This is a genomic window from Pedobacter frigidisoli, from assembly GCF_004331675.1.
Taxonomy (GTDB): Bacteria; Bacteroidota; Bacteroidia; order Sphingobacteriales; family Sphingobacteriaceae; genus Pedobacter; species Pedobacter frigidisoli.
The window spans coordinates 35420-51759 of sequence record NZ_SJSN01000009.1; the positions used below are offsets into that span (position 1 = coordinate 35420).

Genomic DNA, 16340 nt, shown 5'->3' on the forward strand with positions numbered 1-16340 from the left:
ACTAGGATTAAGGGATTATAAGATAAACATAATAACATTCTGGTAATTTAAGCGGTTCGGTTTCCCCAAGAACCATAAGCCGATTTAAATAAACCTGATAATAGCGGCAGCTCCCGATTTTTCATCGGGACTATAGCGGTTAGCAGGACTACAGAAACAATGGAAGACAGAACCGTTCGTTTCCAAATCAATTTTATACACTTAAAGAAACACCCCGCCTTGCAGGCACCCCTCTAAAAGAGGGGAATAAAACCCAGAGATTCACTAAATCCACTTAATTTCTTGGCAAATTTCTATTAGAACGCCATTTGTATCTTTTGGATGCACAAAACAAACCATTTTATTATCAGCTCCTTTTTTTGGTGAATCGCTTAGGAGTACAAAGCCCTCGCTATGTAAACGTTCCATTTCCGCTAAAATATCATCGACCAGAAAAGCAACGTGATGAATGCCCTCCCCTTTTTTCTCGATAAATTTGGCAATTGCACTATCAGCAGAAGTTGCCTCTAATAATTCTACCTTATTATCACCAGTTTTGAAAAACGCAGTATTTACAAATTCAGATGTAACCTGCTCTGTTTTATAGCAATCGGTATTGAGCAGTTTTTGGTAAAGATCTATCGATGCATTGAGCTCTTTTACGGCGATGCCGATGTGTTCTATCTTATTCATAGATTATAAGGTTATGTGAATGTAAAAATGCAGGTTTTAACTATAACCTCATAGCTATTAATTATAATTGTTAAATAAGTTTTTTCGTATCTTTGTACTACAAATAAGAGAACTGAAATGAAACAGCCGATATATTTAGATAATAATGCAACTACACCACTTGATCCAAGAGTGTTAGAGGCAATGCTACCATACTTTACCGAGAAATTTGGAAACGCCGCAAGCCGTAATCACGCTTTTGGTTGGGTGGCTGAAGAGGGAGTGGATTATGCTCGTGAGCAAGTAGCCAAATTAATCGGCTGTACTGAAAAAGAAATTATATTTACATCTGGCGCAACTGAAGCCGATAACCTTGGCATAAAAGGCGTTTTTGAGATGTATAAAGAAAAAGGTAATCACATTATTACTGCGGTTACTGAACATAAAGCGGTATTAGATACTTGTAAACACCTAGAAAAAAATGGTGCTAGAGTAACTTATTTAGGCGTAAAAGAAGATGGTTTAATTGATTTAGCTGAATTAGAAGCTGCAATGACTGAGGAAACTATTTTGGTTTCTATTATGTATGGCAACAACGAAATCGGCGTTATCCAACCGGTAAAAGAAATTGCTGCAATTGCGCATAAATTTGGTGCTTTATTTATGACTGATGCTACGCAAGCAGTTGGTAAAATACCTGTTAATGTAATTGCTGATGGAATCGACTTAATGGCTTTTACAGCACATAAAATGTATGGTCCGAAAGGCGTTGGTGCACTTTACGTTCGTAGAAAAAACCCAAGAGTTAAGGTTACTTCACAAATGGATGGTGGTGGCCACGAACGTGGAATGCGCTCTGGTACTTTGAATGTTCCTGGTATTGTTGGTTTAGGTAAAGCTTGTGAACTTTGTCGTTTAGAAATGGAAAGCGAAACTATTCGTTTATCTGCTTTACGCGATAAGTTAGAATCGACTTTAAGCAAAATGGAAGAAAGTTACGTTAATGGTAATACACAACATCGTTTACCACACGTCGCTAATATTTCTTTCAAATATGTTGAGGGCGAGGGTTTAATGATGGCAATGAGTGATTTAGCGGTATCTTCAGGTTCGGCCTGTACTTCAGCATCTTTAGAACCATCTTACGTTTTGAAAAGCTTAGGTTTATCTGATGATTTAGCACACTCTTCTATCCGTTACGGTTTAGGAAGATTTACTACCGAAGAAGAAATTGATCAAGCCATTGCAGTTACTCAAAAAGCTGTTAATCACTTAAGAGAGCTTTCTCCACTTTGGGAAATGTTTAAAGAAGGAATTGACTTGAGTAAAATTGAGTGGGCAGAACACTAGCAGTTTGCAATTAACAGTTTTCAGCTTGCACTATTCGAATTGAAAATTGATAACTAATTAATAATCACCTTCGCAGAATTCTAAAAAAATAAAAACATGGCATATTCAGAAAAAGTAATTGACCATTACAATAACCCGCGTAACGTGGGTACACTAAATAAAGACAGCAAATTTGTAGGAACAGGATTAGTTGGTGCACCTGAGTGTGGCGACGTAATGCGTTTGCAAATTGAAGTTGGAGCAGATAACGTAATTACTGATGCTAAATTTAAAACATTTGGTTGCGGTTCGGCAATTGCGTCTTCTTCTTTAGCTACAGAATGGTTAAAAGGAAAAACGATTGATGAAGCATTAACTATCGACAATATGGATATTGTTGAAGAATTGGCTTTACCTCCAGTAAAAATTCACTGCTCGGTGTTAGCAGAAGATGCAATTAAATCTGCAATTAACGATTATCGCGTTAAAAATGGTTTAGATGCAATTGTTTTAGAGAAATCGCACCACTAGAAGAAAAGTAGCAAGATGCAAGTATCAAGTATCAAGTTTTGATATTCGATATTCTGTCTTGATACTCGATACTAAATACTTGATACTATGATAACGATAACCGATAAAGCAAAAGATAAAATTGATCACTTAATGCAGGATTCTGAAATGGGTTCTGATTACTTTTTACGTGTTTCTGTAAAAGGTGGTGGCTGCTCAGGTTTATCTTATAACTTGGATTTTGATAACGAATCTAAAACTGGAGATCAGTTTTTTGAGGATAGAGGAATTAAAATCGCTTTGGATATGAAATCTTTTCTTTACCTAGCGGGTACTGAATTAGATTTTACAGATGGATTAAACGGAAAGGGTTTCAACTTTGTAAATCCAAATGCTAGCCGCACTTGCGGTTGTGGCGAAAGTTTCTCAGTATAAATTTCCATAAATTATAACAAAAGACTCCATTTGTGGGGTCTTTTTTGTGTTATAGGTTTTTTCATGCAGATAATCGCAAATTTGAACCGCAGTGCTAAAAGGATTTTTTTTCATGAAGAATACACTTTAGATCTGTTTATATCTGCGTTCCTTTTCCACTTAAATATGCAGGAAAGTCTAAATAATTTCCTAATCTATACCAATAACAAAATCCTGCTGAGTGCTGGGGCAAACTCAATTTGCATTTTTAAACCAAAAAGCATTATTATTGTTAATTATAACGAGTAAATCAAATTATAAGCAATGCCATTAATTAACGAATTTTCAACTGTCCCTACACTGTTGCGAAATGTTGTAAAAAACATTCACAAACCAGAAGATACTTTTTTAATTCATAAACAAGGAGCTGAATGGGCTGAAATTTCTTATGAAGATACCTTGAAAAGGGCTGATGCAGTTTCTGCATTCTTTTTAGAAAAGGGAATTAAAAAAGGTGATAGATTGGGATTGATGATCGAAAATTGTCCTGAATATGTTTATTACGACCAAGGAATTCAACAGATTGGCGTTATCAATGTATCTATTTACCCTACACTATCGGAGCAGGAAGTTGCTTACATCATTAACGATTCTGGCATAAAAGGAATTCTTGTTGGGAATAACTTCCTTTATCGTAAAGTATTAAAAGTTGCCTCAAACTGTAAAGAGTTAAAATATATTATTCCAGCTTTTAAGGATTTTGAAAAAGTAACTGTACCAGTTGATGTAAATGTAGAGGTAATTGCATTTTCTGATATTTTGGCACTTAAACACCAAATTACAGCAGCCGAAAAAGCAGATATAGAACAATGTAGAAGTTTAGTTTTGCCGGGTGATGTTTCTTCACTTATTTACACATCTGGAACAACTGGTACTCCAAAGGGCGTAATGTTAACGCATTCTAACTTTGTTAAAAATGTAGAAGTTTGCTTGCAACAGATTCCAGTAATCGATCAAACTGAGACTTTCTTATCATTTTTACCTTTATCGCATGTATTCGAGCGTACGGCAACTTATCATGTATGTTGCGCACAAGGTTGTAAAATAGCTTTTGCCCAAAGTTTAGAATTATTAGCAAAAAATATGGGCGAAGTTCGTCCGACGGTAATGAGTTGCGTACCTAGATTATTGGAACGCATTCATGATAAAGCGATTAAATCTGGAACATCTGGTGGCGGCGCAAAAGCAAAAATCTTTACTTGGGCTTTAGAAACTGGAAATAAATATCGAGTAGCTAAAGAGGCTGGTAAAAATCCAGGCCTGATTTTATCAGCGAAAAAAGGGATTGCAGAAAAATTGGTTTTTAGCAAAATTAAAGAAAAGACTGGAGGCCGATTAAAATTTATGATCTCCGGTGGTGCAGCATTGCCTAAAAATGTTGGCGAATTTTTTGGTGATTTAGGCATCAAGATATTAGAGGGTTTTGGTTTAACAGAAACCTCTCCAGTAATGTCTGTTACGGAATATCACAGACAGGTTTATGGAACGGTTGGTCGTGTAATTCCTGGTATTGAAGTTGGCATACAGGATGTGGAATCGAAAAAGATTCTTAACATCCAAACACACCATACCTTTGATGAAGAATTTGAATGCGCAGAAGGAGAAGTTATTGTTCGTGGTCACTGCGTAATGAAAGGTTATTTTAATAAACCTGCAGAAACTGCTGAAGCAATTGATAAGGAAATGTGGTTTCACACTGGTGATATTGGTCGTTTCTATAAAGGAAATCTTCAAATTACTGATCGTTTAAAAAACATGATCGTTAATGCTTACGGCAAAAATGTTTATCCTACGCCAGTAGAAAATATTTATCTTAAAAGTCCAAAGATTGATCAGTTGTTCTTAATCGGAGATAAACGCGAATTTATTACAGCCATCATTATTCCTAACAGAGAAACGCTTGAGGAAACTTTTAAACTTAAGCCATCTTTTTTCGAAGATAGTGATTCTTTCATTCGTGATCAAGAAATTATCGACTGGATTGAGCAGGATATCAAAAAGATTTCAAATGAGCTAGCAAAGTTCGAACGCATTAAAAACTTCAAAATTAAAAGAAATCCTTTTAGTATTGATGAGGGTGAGATTACACCTACCATGAAGATCAAGCGTAGAATTGTAGAGAAGAAGTACGATGATGCTATAAATGAAATGTATGAAGAGGGTGTCGAGGCAGAATCATAATCAAATTTAAAATTTCCCATTTAGGGAACTTTTCTTATCTTTGTTATATTTTTTATTTCAGTTGAGGATAATAGCAAAAAAAATACTCCGTGATTTTTGGGAGAAACATCCTAATTGTGAAGAACAGTTAAAATCTTGGTTTCAGGAAACTAGTAATATCGAATGGAATAAACCTAATGATATTAAAAGTGATTACCCGAGTGCTAGCATTTTAACTGAAAATAGAATTGTATTCAACATTAAAGGCAATAATTATCGTTTGATCATTAAAATAAACTACGAATATCAAATGGTTTGGATTCGATTTATTGGTACTCATGCAGAATACGACAAAATAGACGCTACCAAAATCTAAGAAAATGAACATCAAACCGATAAAAAACTTAAAGGATTATGATCAGGCACTAGAAAGGCTTGAGGTTATTTTTGATACAAAAAAAGGTTCAATTGAAGGAGATGAGTTAGAAATTTTGGCAATATTGATTGAAAATTACGAAAATCAGCATTTTCCAATTGGCTTTCCAGATCCTATTGAAGCTATAAAATTTAGAATGGAACAGATGGGTTACAAGCAAAGTGACTTAGCCAAAGTTGTGGGTTTAAAAAGTCGGGCAAGTGAAATTCTTAATCGAAAGCGAAAATTATCTCTTGATATGATTAGGCAATTACACGAGAGTTTCAAAATACCAACCGATGTGCTTATCCAAGCCTATTAAAATTATACATTAACACCAAAATAAAACCCTGCAAAATCATTACTTTTGCAAAAAATACCCACAATGAGTATAGGATTATCAGAACAAGAAATATTACGACGTGAGTCGTTAAAACAATTGCGTGAATTAGGCATTGAGCCCTACCCTGCCGAATCATACGAAGTAAATGCTTATGCAGCAGATATATTAGCAAACTACGAGAAAGATAAAACAGCATACAAAACAGTAATATTAGCCGGTAGAATTATGAGCCGCAATATTATGGGCGCTGCTTCTTTTACAGAATTGCAAGATTCTACAGGCAGAATTCAAATTTACTTGAAGCGTGATGAACTTTGTCCTGGTGAAGATAAAACACTATACAATACCGTATTTAAGAAATTGCTTGATATTGGCGATTTCATTGGAGTTAAAGGCTATGTCTTCACTACACAAACAGGGGAAATATCTGTACATGTTACTGAATTTAAAATACTTTCTAAATCTTTACGCCCTTTACCCGTTGTAAAACGTGATGATGAAGGGAATGTTTATGATGGATTTACTAATCCAGAATTGCGTTATAGAATGCGTTATGTTGATTTAACCGTAAATCCCGATTTTAAACAAATCTTCATCAAACGCAGCAAGGTTATTAATTCTATGCGTAATTATTTTGATGAGCAAGGTTGGATGGAAGTTGAAACACCAATTCTTCAGCCCATTCATGGCGGCGCAGCTGCTCGTCCGTTTGCAACACACCATAATACGTTAGATATGCCTCTTTATTTGCGTATTGCAAATGAATTGTATTTAAAAAGATTAATTGTTGCCGGTTTTGATGGTGTTTATGAGTTCGGTAAAATGTTCCGTAACGAAGGAATGGACCGCACCCATAACCCTGAATATACCTCAATGGAAATTTATGTAGCCTATAAGGATTATATCTGGATGATGGCTATGGTTGAAGAATGTTTGGAGAAAGTTGCCATCGCAACGAATGGTTCTGCAATAGTTAAAGTTGGCGAAAACGACATCAACTTCGAAGGACCATACGAGAAACTGACGATGTATGAATCGATCCAAAAATATACAGGTATTGATGTTTCGGCAATGACCGAAGATGAATTGGCACAAACCTGTAAAGATTTGGGTATTGAAATCGATTCTACCATGGGTCGCGGTAAATTGGTTGATGAAATTTTTAGCGATAAAGTGGAAGCCAATTTGATTCAGCCAACTTTCATTACAGATTATCCAATTGAAATGACACCTCTTGCTAAAAAACACCGTTCGGCAGAAGGATTGGTAGAACGTTTCGAAATCTTTGTTAATGGTAAAGAGATTGGAAATGCTTACTCAGAGCTTAATGATCCAATTGATCAAAAAGAACGTTTTGAAGATCAATTGAAATTAGCTGCTCGTGGTGATGCTGAAGCTATGGCGATGGACGATGACTTTGTCCGTGCTTTAGAGTACGGAATGCCGCCAACCTCTGGTTTAGGTTTCGGTATTGATCGTATTGTTATGTTAATGACCAATCAAAGCACCATTCAAGAAGTTTTATTCTTCCCACAAATGCGTCCGGAGAAAAAGAAAATTGAGCTTACACCAGAAGAATCAGAATTGTATTCATTAATTTCTGAAGGTGAACAGTTTCTTTTAGCTGATGTGAAAGCTAAGCTAGAAGATTGGAGCAACAAAAAGTGGGATACAACCTTGAAAGGTTTAACCGGAAAAGGAATCTTGAAAGTTTCAAAAACGGAAGATGGTTTGTTTTTATCGCATAAGTAATTAGAACCTATTGATAAAAAAAGAAATCACTTAACAAAAACATAACATAAACTTAAAAGGCTTGCTAACAATTGTTTAGCAAGCCTTTTCTATATTTACGGAAATCGATAATTAAAATGATTACCCCATGAATACTTCAAGCCTAGAAATAAACGAAAGAGAATACTGCATCAAATTAAGCAAAGATACTTTCGACTTAACCCTCGTTCGTCAATTAATTAAAAGAATCCAAGCAGAGGCAATGTTCTTCTCTAGAAATCAAGTGGAGGAAGATGATATCTTAAGCAAAAGGTCTCAAAGAGAAGAATTAGAAGGTTATGATAACTTGGATGATAAATAAACATCAACCAAGTTACCTACATCCGAATATTAATCAATTTCCAAAGTTCCCTCTACTGAATCATCCATCGTTTTACCCGTAACAACAGATGCAGCCATTTTTAAGAATGCCACTGCTGTTCCATGTTTTGTATCCCAATAATATCCTTCTGATGGAATTACCTTTATCAAGGTAATATTTGGATCATCCTTACCTCCTTGAAACCATGTTTTTATAAATGGACTCCAAAGTTCATCAATTTTAGCTTGGTCTCTTAATATTTCCGAGATACCGTAAATATTTACGAAACCAGAATGTGCACCAGCTTGAAATAACAAATGCGTAAATGGATCAGCCGCAATCTCATCATTCTTATGGCTATCTTTCATGCTCATAAACCAGATATTTCCTTCATCGTCAACTTGTTGAATAGCCATAGGCCTAACAGACAAAGGTAAACCTGTTTTAATGCTGGTACAAAAAAAACAGCTTTCTGCTTTCTCGGCCAAATCTTTTAATTTTTCGACTGCAGCTTTACCGCCTAAATCCTTAATATTGTCTTCTTCTTGAGTATTATTAGTACTTCCTTCTTGTGATGTTGCCATAGGTGTAGATTTTCTATAGACTACAATCTTTAAATCGATTTGGTTTTAACATTTTGAAAAGGAATATCATCAATCATATAAAAACAAAAAAAGCCATTTCAATTAAGAAAATGACTTTCAATATTGTAGACAATAGCATTTAATTATCGGTAACGAACTTGTTGTTGTTTGTCCATCATGCCCATTTGCTCTTTCATCTGTTTAATTTGATCAGCAAGCAATTTACCTTTATCTGCTTTTTTCGCTTCAGCTAAATACATAGTCGCTTCACGCTTGTTGCGTTTTGCCATGGCAATACCAGCTAGACTTAATTTCGCTAAAGCAATATTATGATCCATTTGCATCCCTAAAGCAAGAGATTTTTTAAAATATTTTTCACTTTGCATTGGAGCCGTTCTACTTTCGATTAATCCAATTAAAAGATTGTAATATCCATGCTGAACCTTTATGAGTTGTGATTCGTAATCCGTAATTCGATTTAAAAACATTTTAGCTTTCGGCATGTTGTCTTTTCTAAGAAACCATTGTGCTAAAAGCATATTTTCGTTGAAGAAGTAAGTTACTAGAACGATTAATCCTATCAAGATAGCAACAATGCCCCAAGGCCAAAAACCGAAAATAAATAAAGCTACTGCGCCACCCAGTAAAGCAAACCCCGCAATTAATCTGATAATATTTGGCATAAAATTTATTCTAATTATTTTTTTTTGCAAATATCGTGTTTAAATGGCAGAAATTAGATTTTAAAACAATAATTTCATTAAAAATTTCCAGGACAAAAAAACCTCAATAACTATTATGAAAATACTCTTATCTATAACTCTAATCGCACTTGCAATGAACGTTTCTGCACAAGATTTAAATAAAAAAATTCACGATCAAGCTAAAAACAAAGACATACTCATTAACACCTGCACACGTGAGGGAATTACCACCTTTCCAGAGTTTAAGGAAATGTACGATCCTATTTATGCAGCGTATGTTCCTGATGCAGCAACTATGATCGAATTGAAAAAATTGGTTAAAAAGGAAAGGATTAAGATTGTTTTTGGTACTTGGTGCGGAGATAGTAAAGTTAACGTTCCCAATTTTTTTAAGGTTTTAGATGCTTTGCACTTTAAGGAAAAAAATGTGAATATTATTGCAGTTGATGGAAGCAAAAAAGCTGAAAACGGTATAATTGATGGTTTAGATATACAAAGAGTACCAACATTTATTGTTTATGATAAAAAAGGAAAAGAGCTAGGAAGAATTATTGAACACCCAAAAACGACACTTGAGGGCGATTTATTGGCCATTTATAAAAAGAAATAATAAACTTTTGCCGATAGAATATGCTTTTATAGTAAATAGCCATAACTATTCTCACAAAACACTTATAAAATATATGCCTGCATCATTAGAACCTGGTTGGTTAGCTGTTTTAGATAACGAATTTGAAAAAGATTACATGAAAAATCTGAAATCTTTTTTACAGGAGGAAAAACAAAATGGCGCTACGGTTTATCCCAAAGGTGCTGATATTTTCAATGCTTTAAACACTACTCCATTTGATGCAGTTAAAGTGGTTATTTTAGGTCAGGATCCTTACCATGGTGCCGGACAAGCACATGGATTATCATTTTCTGTTCAACGTGGGGTAACAATTCCGCCATCTTTAAAAAACATTTACAAGGAGTTGGAAACTGATATCGAGGGTTTTAAAACACCGCAACATGGCAATTTAACCCATTGGGCAGAGCAAGGTGTATTGCTTTTAAATGCCACTTTAACCGTTCGTGCTTCAGAGGCTGGCTCGCACCAAAAACGCGGTTGGGAAATTTTTACTGATGAGATAATCAAAGCCCTTTCTGAAAAACGCGAACATATCGTTTTTTTGCTTTGGGGAAAATATGCACAACAAAAAGCCGAATTGATAGATCAAAAAAAACACTACGTTTTAACTGCAGCACACCCATCGCCTTTCTCCGCATTTAATGGATTTTTCGATTCAAAACATTTCTCTAAAACCAATCAATTGCTGGTGCAAAATAACCTTACACCAATCGACTGGAATTTACCAGCATAATGAACGCTTATTTTATTAGCGGTTTAGGTGCCGATAAAAGGATATTTTCGAGATTAAGGCTTAATGAAAGTATCAATATTATTCACATCGATTGGATAACTCCATTTAAGAATGAATCTCTTATGGATTACGCTGAAAGATTAAGCAAGGTTATTGACGTGAATTTACCTTTTGCATTAGTTGGCGTATCTTTTGGAGGAATGATTGTTGTAGAAATTTCAAAAATTCTAAACCCAGTTTCGACCATTATTATTTCTAGTGCTGTTTTTAGTAGTGATTTACCTTTTCTTTATCGCCTAGCTGGTAAACTCAATCTAGTTAAATTTATTCCTACTTGGTTATTAAAATCATCAAATAAACTTACACAAAACTTTTTTTTTGGTACTAAAGGTAAAAGTGAAAAAATGCTTTTGGGCAGAATTATTAGCGACACCGATCCCACTTTTTTGAAATGGGCAATTGGAAGTATTCTCAGCTGGCGCAACGAAATCAAAGCTAAAAACCTGATTCACATCCACGGAAATGCAGATAGAATATTGTATTCTAAAAGCGCTCAACCAGATTTAATGATTAAAAACGGAACTCACTTTATGGTTTATCAGCAAGCTGATGAAATATCAAAAATTATTGACAATGTAGTTTTGAGCGAAAGAGATTGCCACATTCCGTTGAAAAATCGGAATTCGCAATGACGATAGCAGGGAAAGCCCCTTTAGGGGTTTGGGGTTAATACTCCAAAGGAACGATAGGCTCTTTCTTTGTCGTTGACATAATCATCATCGTTTGGAAAGTTTTAACCACCGAAATCTTGCTAATTTTCTCCATAATTAAACGTTCATAAGATTTGATGTCTTTAACATAAACTTTTAACAGAAAATCTGCTTGGCCAGTAACATGGTGACATTCGGTAATTTCCTTTATTTGGTTTACTTCATCCAAAAAGATTTGGATTGTATTGTTTTTATGGAAATCTAATTGAATTTGGATAAAAGTTTTAATGCCTAATCCTAGTTTTTCTTCATCAACTAAAGCATGGTAACTTTTAATAAAACCAGCCATTTCCAATTTACGAACACGTTCTAGTGTTGGAGCTGGAGATAAGCCAATTTCTTGCGATAAAAGTAGGTTGGTAATTCTACCATTCTCTTGTAAGATTCTTAAAATTTTAAAATCAATTTTATCTAATTCTGATGCCATATAAATTCAAAGGTATTGAGAACACAAACATAACCAAATTATATTCTAAATTTTAACATAATTTATCTAATATATTTTAATAAATAATTTTTAGATTTACCTAAAAATAAAATTAGATAAATATAAATGCAAAGTTTTACCGAAGAGAATTATCTTAAAATTATTTACCACCTCGCAGAGCTAACAAACAACGTTCAAACCAATTCAATTGCCGAAAAAATGCAAACCAAACCAGCATCGGTAACCGATATGATTAAGAAACTGGCTGATAAGGGCTTTGTTGATTACATTAAATATCAAGGCGTTACTTTGACTGAAAAAGGGAGAAATGCAGCGATTGATATTGTTCGTAAACATCGTTTATGGGAAGTATTTCTCGTAAATAAGCTAAATTTTAAATGGGATGAAGTACACGACGTTGCTGAAGAATTAGAGCACATAAAATCGGTTGATTTAATTGAAAGGTTGGATGAATTTTTGGGATTTCCAAAATCTGATCCACACGGTGATCCAATTCCGGATAAAAACGGAAGATTTGCAAAAAACCATTTTACCAAGCTAATTGAGCTGAAAATAGGCGATTCTGGAACAATTACAGGTGTTAGTCAGCATAGTTCTGCCTTTTTAAAACATTTGGAAAAATTAGGTTTAACGCTGGGCAAACAAATTCAAATAAATGATGTTACGGATTTCGATGGTTCAGTAGAAATTCTGGTAGCCGATAAACAAATTAATATTAGTAGAGAAGTTGCGAAACATATTTTAATCAGCAATAATGGCAAAAACTGAATCGTTAAGTGAGGTACATCAAAGCGTAAGTACAGATAAAAGGAAGGGTTGGAGAAGAATTTTATCCTTTATCGGCCCGGCGTATCTAATCAGTGTGGGTTACATGGATCCAGGAAACTGGGCTACCGACTTGGCAGGTGGAAGTAAATTCGGCTATCAACTCATCTGGGTTTTACTAATGTCCAACTTAATTGCTTTGTTATTACAGTCTTTAAGTGCTCGTTTGGGTATTGTAAGAGGATTAGATTTAGCACAGGCTTCAAAACACGCTTATCCGCGATGGGCAAATATTCCTTTATTTGGATTAGCACAAACTGCGATCATTGCATGCGATTTGGCTGAAATTATTGGTATGGCCATCGGTTTGCAATTGCTGTTTGGTTTACCATTAATCTGGGGCATTTCAATCACAATTTTCGATACCATTTTATTGTTATTCCTTTTAAATAAGGGAATGAGGGCAATGGAGGGATTTATTGTTTCCATGGTTTTCATCGTTGGTATTTCATTTTTAGTGGAAATGTTTATTGTAGAGCCATCCTTAAAAGATGTTGTTCGAGGTTTTGAACCATCAATATTAAGTGGAGATGCTTTGTATATCGCCATCGGCATTATTGGTGCCACGGTGATGCCACACAACCTATATTTGCACTCTTCCTTAGTTCAAACCAGAAAGATAGAACGAACCAATAAAGGCATTAAAGAAGCGCTAAAATTCAATTTAATTGATACTACAGTTGCCTTAAACCTTGCGTTTTTTGTAAACGCGGCAATTCTAATTCTGGCTGCTGCTGCATTTTATACAAACGGACATCATGAGGTTGCTGAAATCCAAGATGCACACAAGTTATTGTCCAATATTTTTGGTGATGTTGCTCCTGCCCTATTTGCAATAGCATTAATAGCTGCTGGCCAAAGTTCTACCGTTACGGGAACGCTTGCTGGTCAGATTATTATGGAAGGTCATATCAATTTAAGAATTCAACCTTGGCTTCGTCGTTTAATTACCCGTTTATTAGCCATTATTCCTGCATTTTTCACCATTCTTCATTATGGAGAGAATGCGCTTGGCGGCTTATTGGTTTTGAGTCAGGTGGTTTTGAGTTTACAGTTGGGTTTTGCGGTTATTCCGTTGATTCATTTTAACTCAGATAAAAAATTGATGAAAGATTTCGCCATCAAAACCTGGGTAAAGGTTTTAGCGTGGACAAGTGCTTTTGCAATTATTGCATTAAATGTAAAATTAGTTATCGAAGAAATAAGTGGATGGGCCAAGGAAGGAAATAACTGGTGGATCTACGTTTTTGTAATACCCGCCTTAATTGCAATAGTATTGTTGCTTCTTTACGTATTTTTTCACCCATTGTTGGAGAAAAAGAATAGAGAAAGACAAATGGTTCCTCATGGTAATGCGCTTGAAATTGGTAAAATTGAAAAGATTAATTACCAGCGTATTGGCATTGCCGTTGATTTCTCCAAAAATGATAGAAATACGATTAGGCATGCCTTGATTCAGGGAGGAAAAGATGCGCACTATTACTTAATCCACGTAGTTGAAACCGCAGCAGCTAGGTATCATGGAGAAATTGTAATGGATCACGAAACACAGAGTGATGCAGAAAACCTTGAAAAATACAAAGTCAACTTAGAAGATTTAGGCTATGACTCTACACCATTCATTGGTTTTGGGAGCACATCAAAGGCTATTGCAGATATTAGCAATAAAAATGGGCTGGATCTTTTAGTAATGGGTGCCCACGGACATAAAGGGTTGAAAGACTTAATTTTCGGAACAACTGTGGATGCTGTAAGACATAAAGTAAATATCCCAGTTTTAATTATCAGGTAGTGATTATTTAGCAAGAACTTTCATTATTTTTTTTATTCCTCCATCACCAGCATTGTAAACCAAAAGTTTCCCCGCAGGTGAGTAAAGATACATTGCTGGGTACATTTTGGGTAAAAAGGCAGGGATAAACATATGATTCTTATCTTGCAATACGGTCACATTTGGCTTGGCATTTAATCCTTTGGCGTAAGAATTAAAAAATTTGGGAATAATGTAGGCTTCATCCAATGTAATCATGTAAATGTTTATATTTTTAAACTGCGCATAATTCGTGTTCAGCAATTTTGTTTCCCTTTGGCAATGCTCGCAAGTACAATCAAAAAGTATGAAAAGATTTTTTTTACCTTGAGCTAAATCCTTATTTGAGAATACCTTACCATCCAATTTAAAAAATGTAAATTGAGGTAAAAGGGTTGGCTGTTGCGCATTTGCTTGATAAGTAAAGGCAAATAAGAGAATTAAGAGTAGGTTTCTGAATTTCATTTTCAATGTTTAAGATTCAAACTTAATTGAATAAATACGAACGTAATAATATATCGTTAGCTTTTACAAACAGATGAACATTCTATTTGTTAATTTTAGCCTAAGATGAATTATAATAAAAACACAATTATAACATCAAATTTTAAGATATTTGCAACCCAGCATTTTTTGCTGCTTTTAATTGTAGATTAACCATCTACCCGTAACACAATACAAGTTTTGAAAAACGACATCAATATAAAAAATAAAAGAGCATATTTTGATTACAATTTACTTGATAAATACGTAGCAGGAATTGCGCTTTTAGGAACTGAAATAAAAGCAATTAGACAAGGTAAAGCAAACATGACCGATGCTTTCTGCATGTTTATTGGCGGAAATTTATACGTTAGAAACCTACATGTTTCTGAATACAGCCATAGCTCATTTTATCACCACGATATTAAAAGAGATAGAGCTTTACTGCTTCAAAAGAAAGAAATAAGAAAACTGAAGCTTAAAGGCGAGGAAAAAGGCTATACAATTGTTCCGCTAAGAATTTTCATTAACGAAAGAGGTTTTGCCAAAATGGAAATTGCATTGGCCCAAGGTAAAAAAGAATTCGATAAACGTGATAGCTTGAAAGATAAGGACGTAAAACGTGAAATGGATAGAGCGATGAAAAGATAACTGAGTTTGGAGTTGAGGGTTTAGAGTTTTGAGTAATCCCAACTCTCAACCTATCACTCCCAGCTTGTTTACCACGCCTGATCGCCAACCAATGGCACAAACCTAAAAGTATCTAATACAATTTTATCATAGTCAGTTTCGCTCACACGGATTACCGTAACCATTTTTTGGGTTTTCTCATCACCTACCGGGATAACCAAAATGCCACCAATTTTTAACTGTTTAAGCAGGATTTCAGGTACAAGAGGCGCTCCAGCGGTTACAATGATTTTATCGTAAGGAGCATGTTTGGCAATCCCTTTCGATCCATCTCCACAGTAAAAGGTTGGCTTATATCCCATCCCAGGTAAAACCTGAATAGTTCTGTTGTAAATATTTTCTTGCCTTTCGATGGTAAAAACTTGTGCCCCAAGCTCCATTAAAATACAGGTTTGGTATCCAGAACCGGTGCCAATTTCCAATACTTTATCGCCTTTTTTAATGTGCAACAATTCACTTTGGTAAGCTACGGTATAAGGTTGAGAAATAGTTTGTCCATCGCCAATTGGAAAGGCAATATCTTTGTAAGATTGATTCCAAAAAGTTTCATCAAAGAAAAAATGTCGAGGTACTTTTCCGATTGCAGTTAATACATTTTCATCTCCAATTCCGCGAGATTTTAGTAATTCAACCAGCTTCTTTCTCGCACCACGTTCTCGGTAATTATCAACAAATTTATAGGCCATGA

General features: G+C 34.9%; 20 protein-coding genes. 14 read left to right on the forward strand and 6 right to left on the reverse strand.

Annotated features, from left to right (window positions below):
* Nucleotides 1–264: 264 nt before the first annotated feature.
* The gene (mce, locus tag EZ449_RS12455) at nt 265–672 is read right to left on the reverse strand and encodes a methylmalonyl-CoA epimerase (RefSeq protein WP_131559222.1); all 408 of its coding nucleotides are present in this window, start codon (nt 670–672) and stop codon (nt 265–267) included.
* 117 nt (nt 673–789) lie between these two features.
* On the opposite strand from mce, the gene EZ449_RS12460 reads away from it, so the two are divergent.
* From EZ449_RS12460 to EZ449_RS12495, 8 genes are all read left to right on the forward strand, one after another.
* Complete coding sequence (locus tag EZ449_RS12460; protein ID WP_131559224.1) at nt 790–2001, forward strand: IscS subfamily cysteine desulfurase; 1212 nt, start codon at nt 790–792, stop codon at nt 1999–2001.
* A 96-nt stretch (nt 2002–2097) separates the two neighbouring features.
* On the forward strand, nt 2098–2511 hold the full coding sequence (gene iscU / locus EZ449_RS12465) for a Fe-S cluster assembly scaffold IscU (protein ID WP_131559226.1): 414 nt from the start codon (nt 2098–2100) through the stop codon (nt 2509–2511).
* 87 nt (nt 2512–2598) lie between these two features.
* Complete coding sequence (locus EZ449_RS12470; protein WP_131559228.1) at nt 2599–2925, forward strand: HesB/IscA family protein; 327 nt, start codon at nt 2599–2601, stop codon at nt 2923–2925.
* Between the two features lie 303 nt (nt 2926–3228).
* Nucleotides 3229–5145: an AMP-dependent synthetase/ligase gene (locus EZ449_RS12475; protein ID WP_131559230.1), complete on the forward strand. Its 1917-nt coding sequence runs from the start codon at nt 3229–3231 to the stop codon at nt 5143–5145.
* Nucleotides 5146–5206: 61 nt separating this feature from the next.
* Nucleotides 5207–5500, forward strand: a complete 294-nt coding sequence (locus EZ449_RS12480) for a type II toxin-antitoxin system HigB family toxin (RefSeq protein WP_131559232.1) — start codon at nt 5207–5209, stop codon at nt 5498–5500.
* Nucleotides 5501–5504: 4 nt separating this feature from the next.
* Entirely contained in the window at nt 5505–5861 is a 357-nt protein-coding gene (locus EZ449_RS12485) for a helix-turn-helix domain-containing protein (protein WP_131559234.1), read from the forward strand.
* Between the two features lie 63 nt (nt 5862–5924).
* Nucleotides 5925–7634 carry a lysine--tRNA ligase gene (lysS, locus tag EZ449_RS12490; RefSeq protein ID WP_131559237.1) on the forward strand — a complete coding sequence of 570 codons (1710 nt, stop codon included), beginning with the start codon at nt 5925–5927 and terminating at the stop codon, nt 7632–7634.
* A 127-nt stretch (nt 7635–7761) separates the two neighbouring features.
* Entirely contained in the window at nt 7762–7974 is a 213-nt protein-coding gene (locus EZ449_RS12495; RefSeq protein ID WP_131559239.1) for a hypothetical protein, read from the forward strand.
* 29 nt (nt 7975–8003) lie between these two features.
* Here EZ449_RS12495 and EZ449_RS12500 read toward each other — a convergent pair whose 3' ends face one another.
* Entirely contained in the window at nt 8004–8558 is a 555-nt protein-coding gene (locus tag EZ449_RS12500) for a pyridoxamine 5'-phosphate oxidase family protein (protein WP_131559241.1), read from the reverse strand.
* A gap of 143 nt (nt 8559–8701) precedes the next feature.
* Nucleotides 8702–9241, reverse strand: a complete 540-nt coding sequence (locus tag EZ449_RS12505; protein WP_131559580.1) for a YgaP family membrane protein — start codon at nt 9239–9241, stop codon at nt 8702–8704.
* A 115-nt stretch (nt 9242–9356) separates the two neighbouring features.
* Here EZ449_RS12505 and EZ449_RS12510 point away from each other — a divergent pair, with 115 nt between their 5' ends.
* The 3 genes from EZ449_RS12510 to EZ449_RS12520 all read left to right on the forward strand — a co-directional run bounded on the left by EZ449_RS12510 (nt 9357) and on the right by EZ449_RS12520 (nt 11318).
* A complete protein-coding gene (locus EZ449_RS12510; protein WP_131559243.1) occupies nt 9357–9872 on the forward strand; it encodes a thioredoxin family protein in 516 nt (171 codons plus the stop codon).
* A 73-nt stretch (nt 9873–9945) separates the two neighbouring features.
* Entirely contained in the window at nt 9946–10626 is a 681-nt protein-coding gene (gene ung / locus EZ449_RS12515; protein WP_131559245.1) for a uracil-DNA glycosylase, read from the forward strand.
* Entirely contained in the window at nt 10626–11318 is a 693-nt protein-coding gene (locus EZ449_RS12520) for an alpha/beta fold hydrolase (RefSeq protein WP_131559248.1), read from the forward strand. Before ung ends, EZ449_RS12520 begins: the two co-directional genes overlap by 1 nt.
* Before the next feature lie 34 nt (nt 11319–11352).
* On the opposite strand, the gene EZ449_RS12525 is transcribed toward EZ449_RS12520, so the two are convergent.
* Nucleotides 11353–11823 (reverse strand): Lrp/AsnC family transcriptional regulator, encoded by a 471-nt coding sequence (locus EZ449_RS12525; protein ID WP_056850310.1) that lies wholly within the window; start codon nt 11821–11823, stop codon nt 11353–11355.
* A 126-nt stretch (nt 11824–11949) separates the two neighbouring features.
* Here EZ449_RS12525 and EZ449_RS12530 point away from each other — a divergent pair, with 126 nt between their 5' ends.
* Both EZ449_RS12530 and EZ449_RS12535 read left to right on the forward strand, forming a co-directional pair.
* The gene (locus EZ449_RS12530; protein ID WP_131559250.1) at nt 11950–12612 is read left to right on the forward strand and encodes a metal-dependent transcriptional regulator; all 663 of its coding nucleotides are present in this window, start codon (nt 11950–11952) and stop codon (nt 12610–12612) included.
* Nucleotides 12599–14461 (forward strand): Nramp family divalent metal transporter, encoded by a 1863-nt coding sequence (locus tag EZ449_RS12535; RefSeq protein WP_131559252.1) that lies wholly within the window; start codon nt 12599–12601, stop codon nt 14459–14461. Before EZ449_RS12530 ends, EZ449_RS12535 begins: the two co-directional genes overlap by 14 nt.
* 3 nt (nt 14462–14464) lie before the next feature.
* Here the strand turns inward: EZ449_RS12535 and EZ449_RS12540 are convergent, their stop codons facing one another.
* Nucleotides 14465–14944, reverse strand: coding sequence for a TlpA family protein disulfide reductase (locus EZ449_RS12540; RefSeq protein ID WP_131559254.1), 480 nt, complete (start codon nt 14942–14944; stop codon nt 14465–14467).
* Nucleotides 14945–15163: 219 nt separating this feature from the next.
* Between EZ449_RS12540 and smpB the strand changes: the two genes are divergently transcribed.
* On the forward strand, nt 15164–15613 hold the full coding sequence (smpB, locus tag EZ449_RS12545) for an SsrA-binding protein (RefSeq protein WP_131559256.1): 450 nt from the start codon (nt 15164–15166) through the stop codon (nt 15611–15613).
* Nucleotides 15614–15681: 68 nt separating this feature from the next.
* Here smpB and EZ449_RS12550 read toward each other — a convergent pair whose 3' ends face one another.
* Nucleotides 15682–16338 (reverse strand): protein-L-isoaspartate(D-aspartate) O-methyltransferase, encoded by a 657-nt coding sequence (locus EZ449_RS12550; RefSeq protein WP_131559258.1) that lies wholly within the window; start codon nt 16336–16338, stop codon nt 15682–15684.
* Nucleotides 16339–16340: the final 2 nt, after the last annotated feature.

What these genes read in the sequence shown, in the direction of transcription:
- EZ449_RS12535 (WP_131559252.1), top strand. Translation starts at nt 12,599, where the DNA reads ATGGCAAAAACTGAATCGTTAAGTGAGGTACATCAAAGCGTAAGTACA.
- EZ449_RS12505 (WP_131559580.1), bottom strand. Translation starts at nt 9,241, where the DNA reads ATGCCAAATATTATCAGATTAATTGCGGGGTTTGCTTTACTGGGTGGC.
- EZ449_RS12460 (WP_131559224.1), top strand. Translation starts at nt 790, where the DNA reads ATGAAACAGCCGATATATTTAGATAATAATGCAACTACACCACTTGAT.
- EZ449_RS12520 (WP_131559248.1), top strand. Translation starts at nt 10,626, where the DNA reads ATGAACGCTTATTTTATTAGCGGTTTAGGTGCCGATAAAAGGATATTT.
- ung (WP_131559245.1), top strand. Translation starts at nt 9,946, where the DNA reads ATGCCTGCATCATTAGAACCTGGTTGGTTAGCTGTTTTAGATAACGAA.
- EZ449_RS12475 (WP_131559230.1), top strand. Translation starts at nt 3,229, where the DNA reads ATGCCATTAATTAACGAATTTTCAACTGTCCCTACACTGTTGCGAAAT.
- lysS (WP_131559237.1), top strand. Translation starts at nt 5,925, where the DNA reads ATGAGTATAGGATTATCAGAACAAGAAATATTACGACGTGAGTCGTTA.
- iscU (WP_131559226.1), top strand. Translation starts at nt 2,098, where the DNA reads ATGGCATATTCAGAAAAAGTAATTGACCATTACAATAACCCGCGTAAC.
- EZ449_RS12495 (WP_131559239.1), top strand. Translation starts at nt 7,762, where the DNA reads ATGAATACTTCAAGCCTAGAAATAAACGAAAGAGAATACTGCATCAAA.
- EZ449_RS12500 (WP_131559241.1), bottom strand. Translation starts at nt 8,558, where the DNA reads ATGGCAACATCACAAGAAGGAAGTACTAATAATACTCAAGAAGAAGAC.
- EZ449_RS12530 (WP_131559250.1), top strand. Translation starts at nt 11,950, where the DNA reads ATGCAAAGTTTTACCGAAGAGAATTATCTTAAAATTATTTACCACCTC.
- EZ449_RS12540 (WP_131559254.1), bottom strand. Translation starts at nt 14,944, where the DNA reads ATGAAATTCAGAAACCTACTCTTAATTCTCTTATTTGCCTTTACTTAT.
- EZ449_RS12510 (WP_131559243.1), top strand. Translation starts at nt 9,357, where the DNA reads ATGAAAATACTCTTATCTATAACTCTAATCGCACTTGCAATGAACGTT.
- EZ449_RS12550 (WP_131559258.1), bottom strand. Translation starts at nt 16,338, where the DNA reads ATGGCCTATAAATTTGTTGATAATTACCGAGAACGTGGTGCGAGAAAG.
- EZ449_RS12470 (WP_131559228.1), top strand. Translation starts at nt 2,599, where the DNA reads ATGATAACGATAACCGATAAAGCAAAAGATAAAATTGATCACTTAATG.
- EZ449_RS12485 (WP_131559234.1), top strand. Translation starts at nt 5,505, where the DNA reads ATGAACATCAAACCGATAAAAAACTTAAAGGATTATGATCAGGCACTA.
- EZ449_RS12525 (WP_056850310.1), bottom strand. Translation starts at nt 11,823, where the DNA reads ATGGCATCAGAATTAGATAAAATTGATTTTAAAATTTTAAGAATCTTA.
- mce (WP_131559222.1), bottom strand. Translation starts at nt 672, where the DNA reads ATGAATAAGATAGAACACATCGGCATCGCCGTAAAAGAGCTCAATGCA.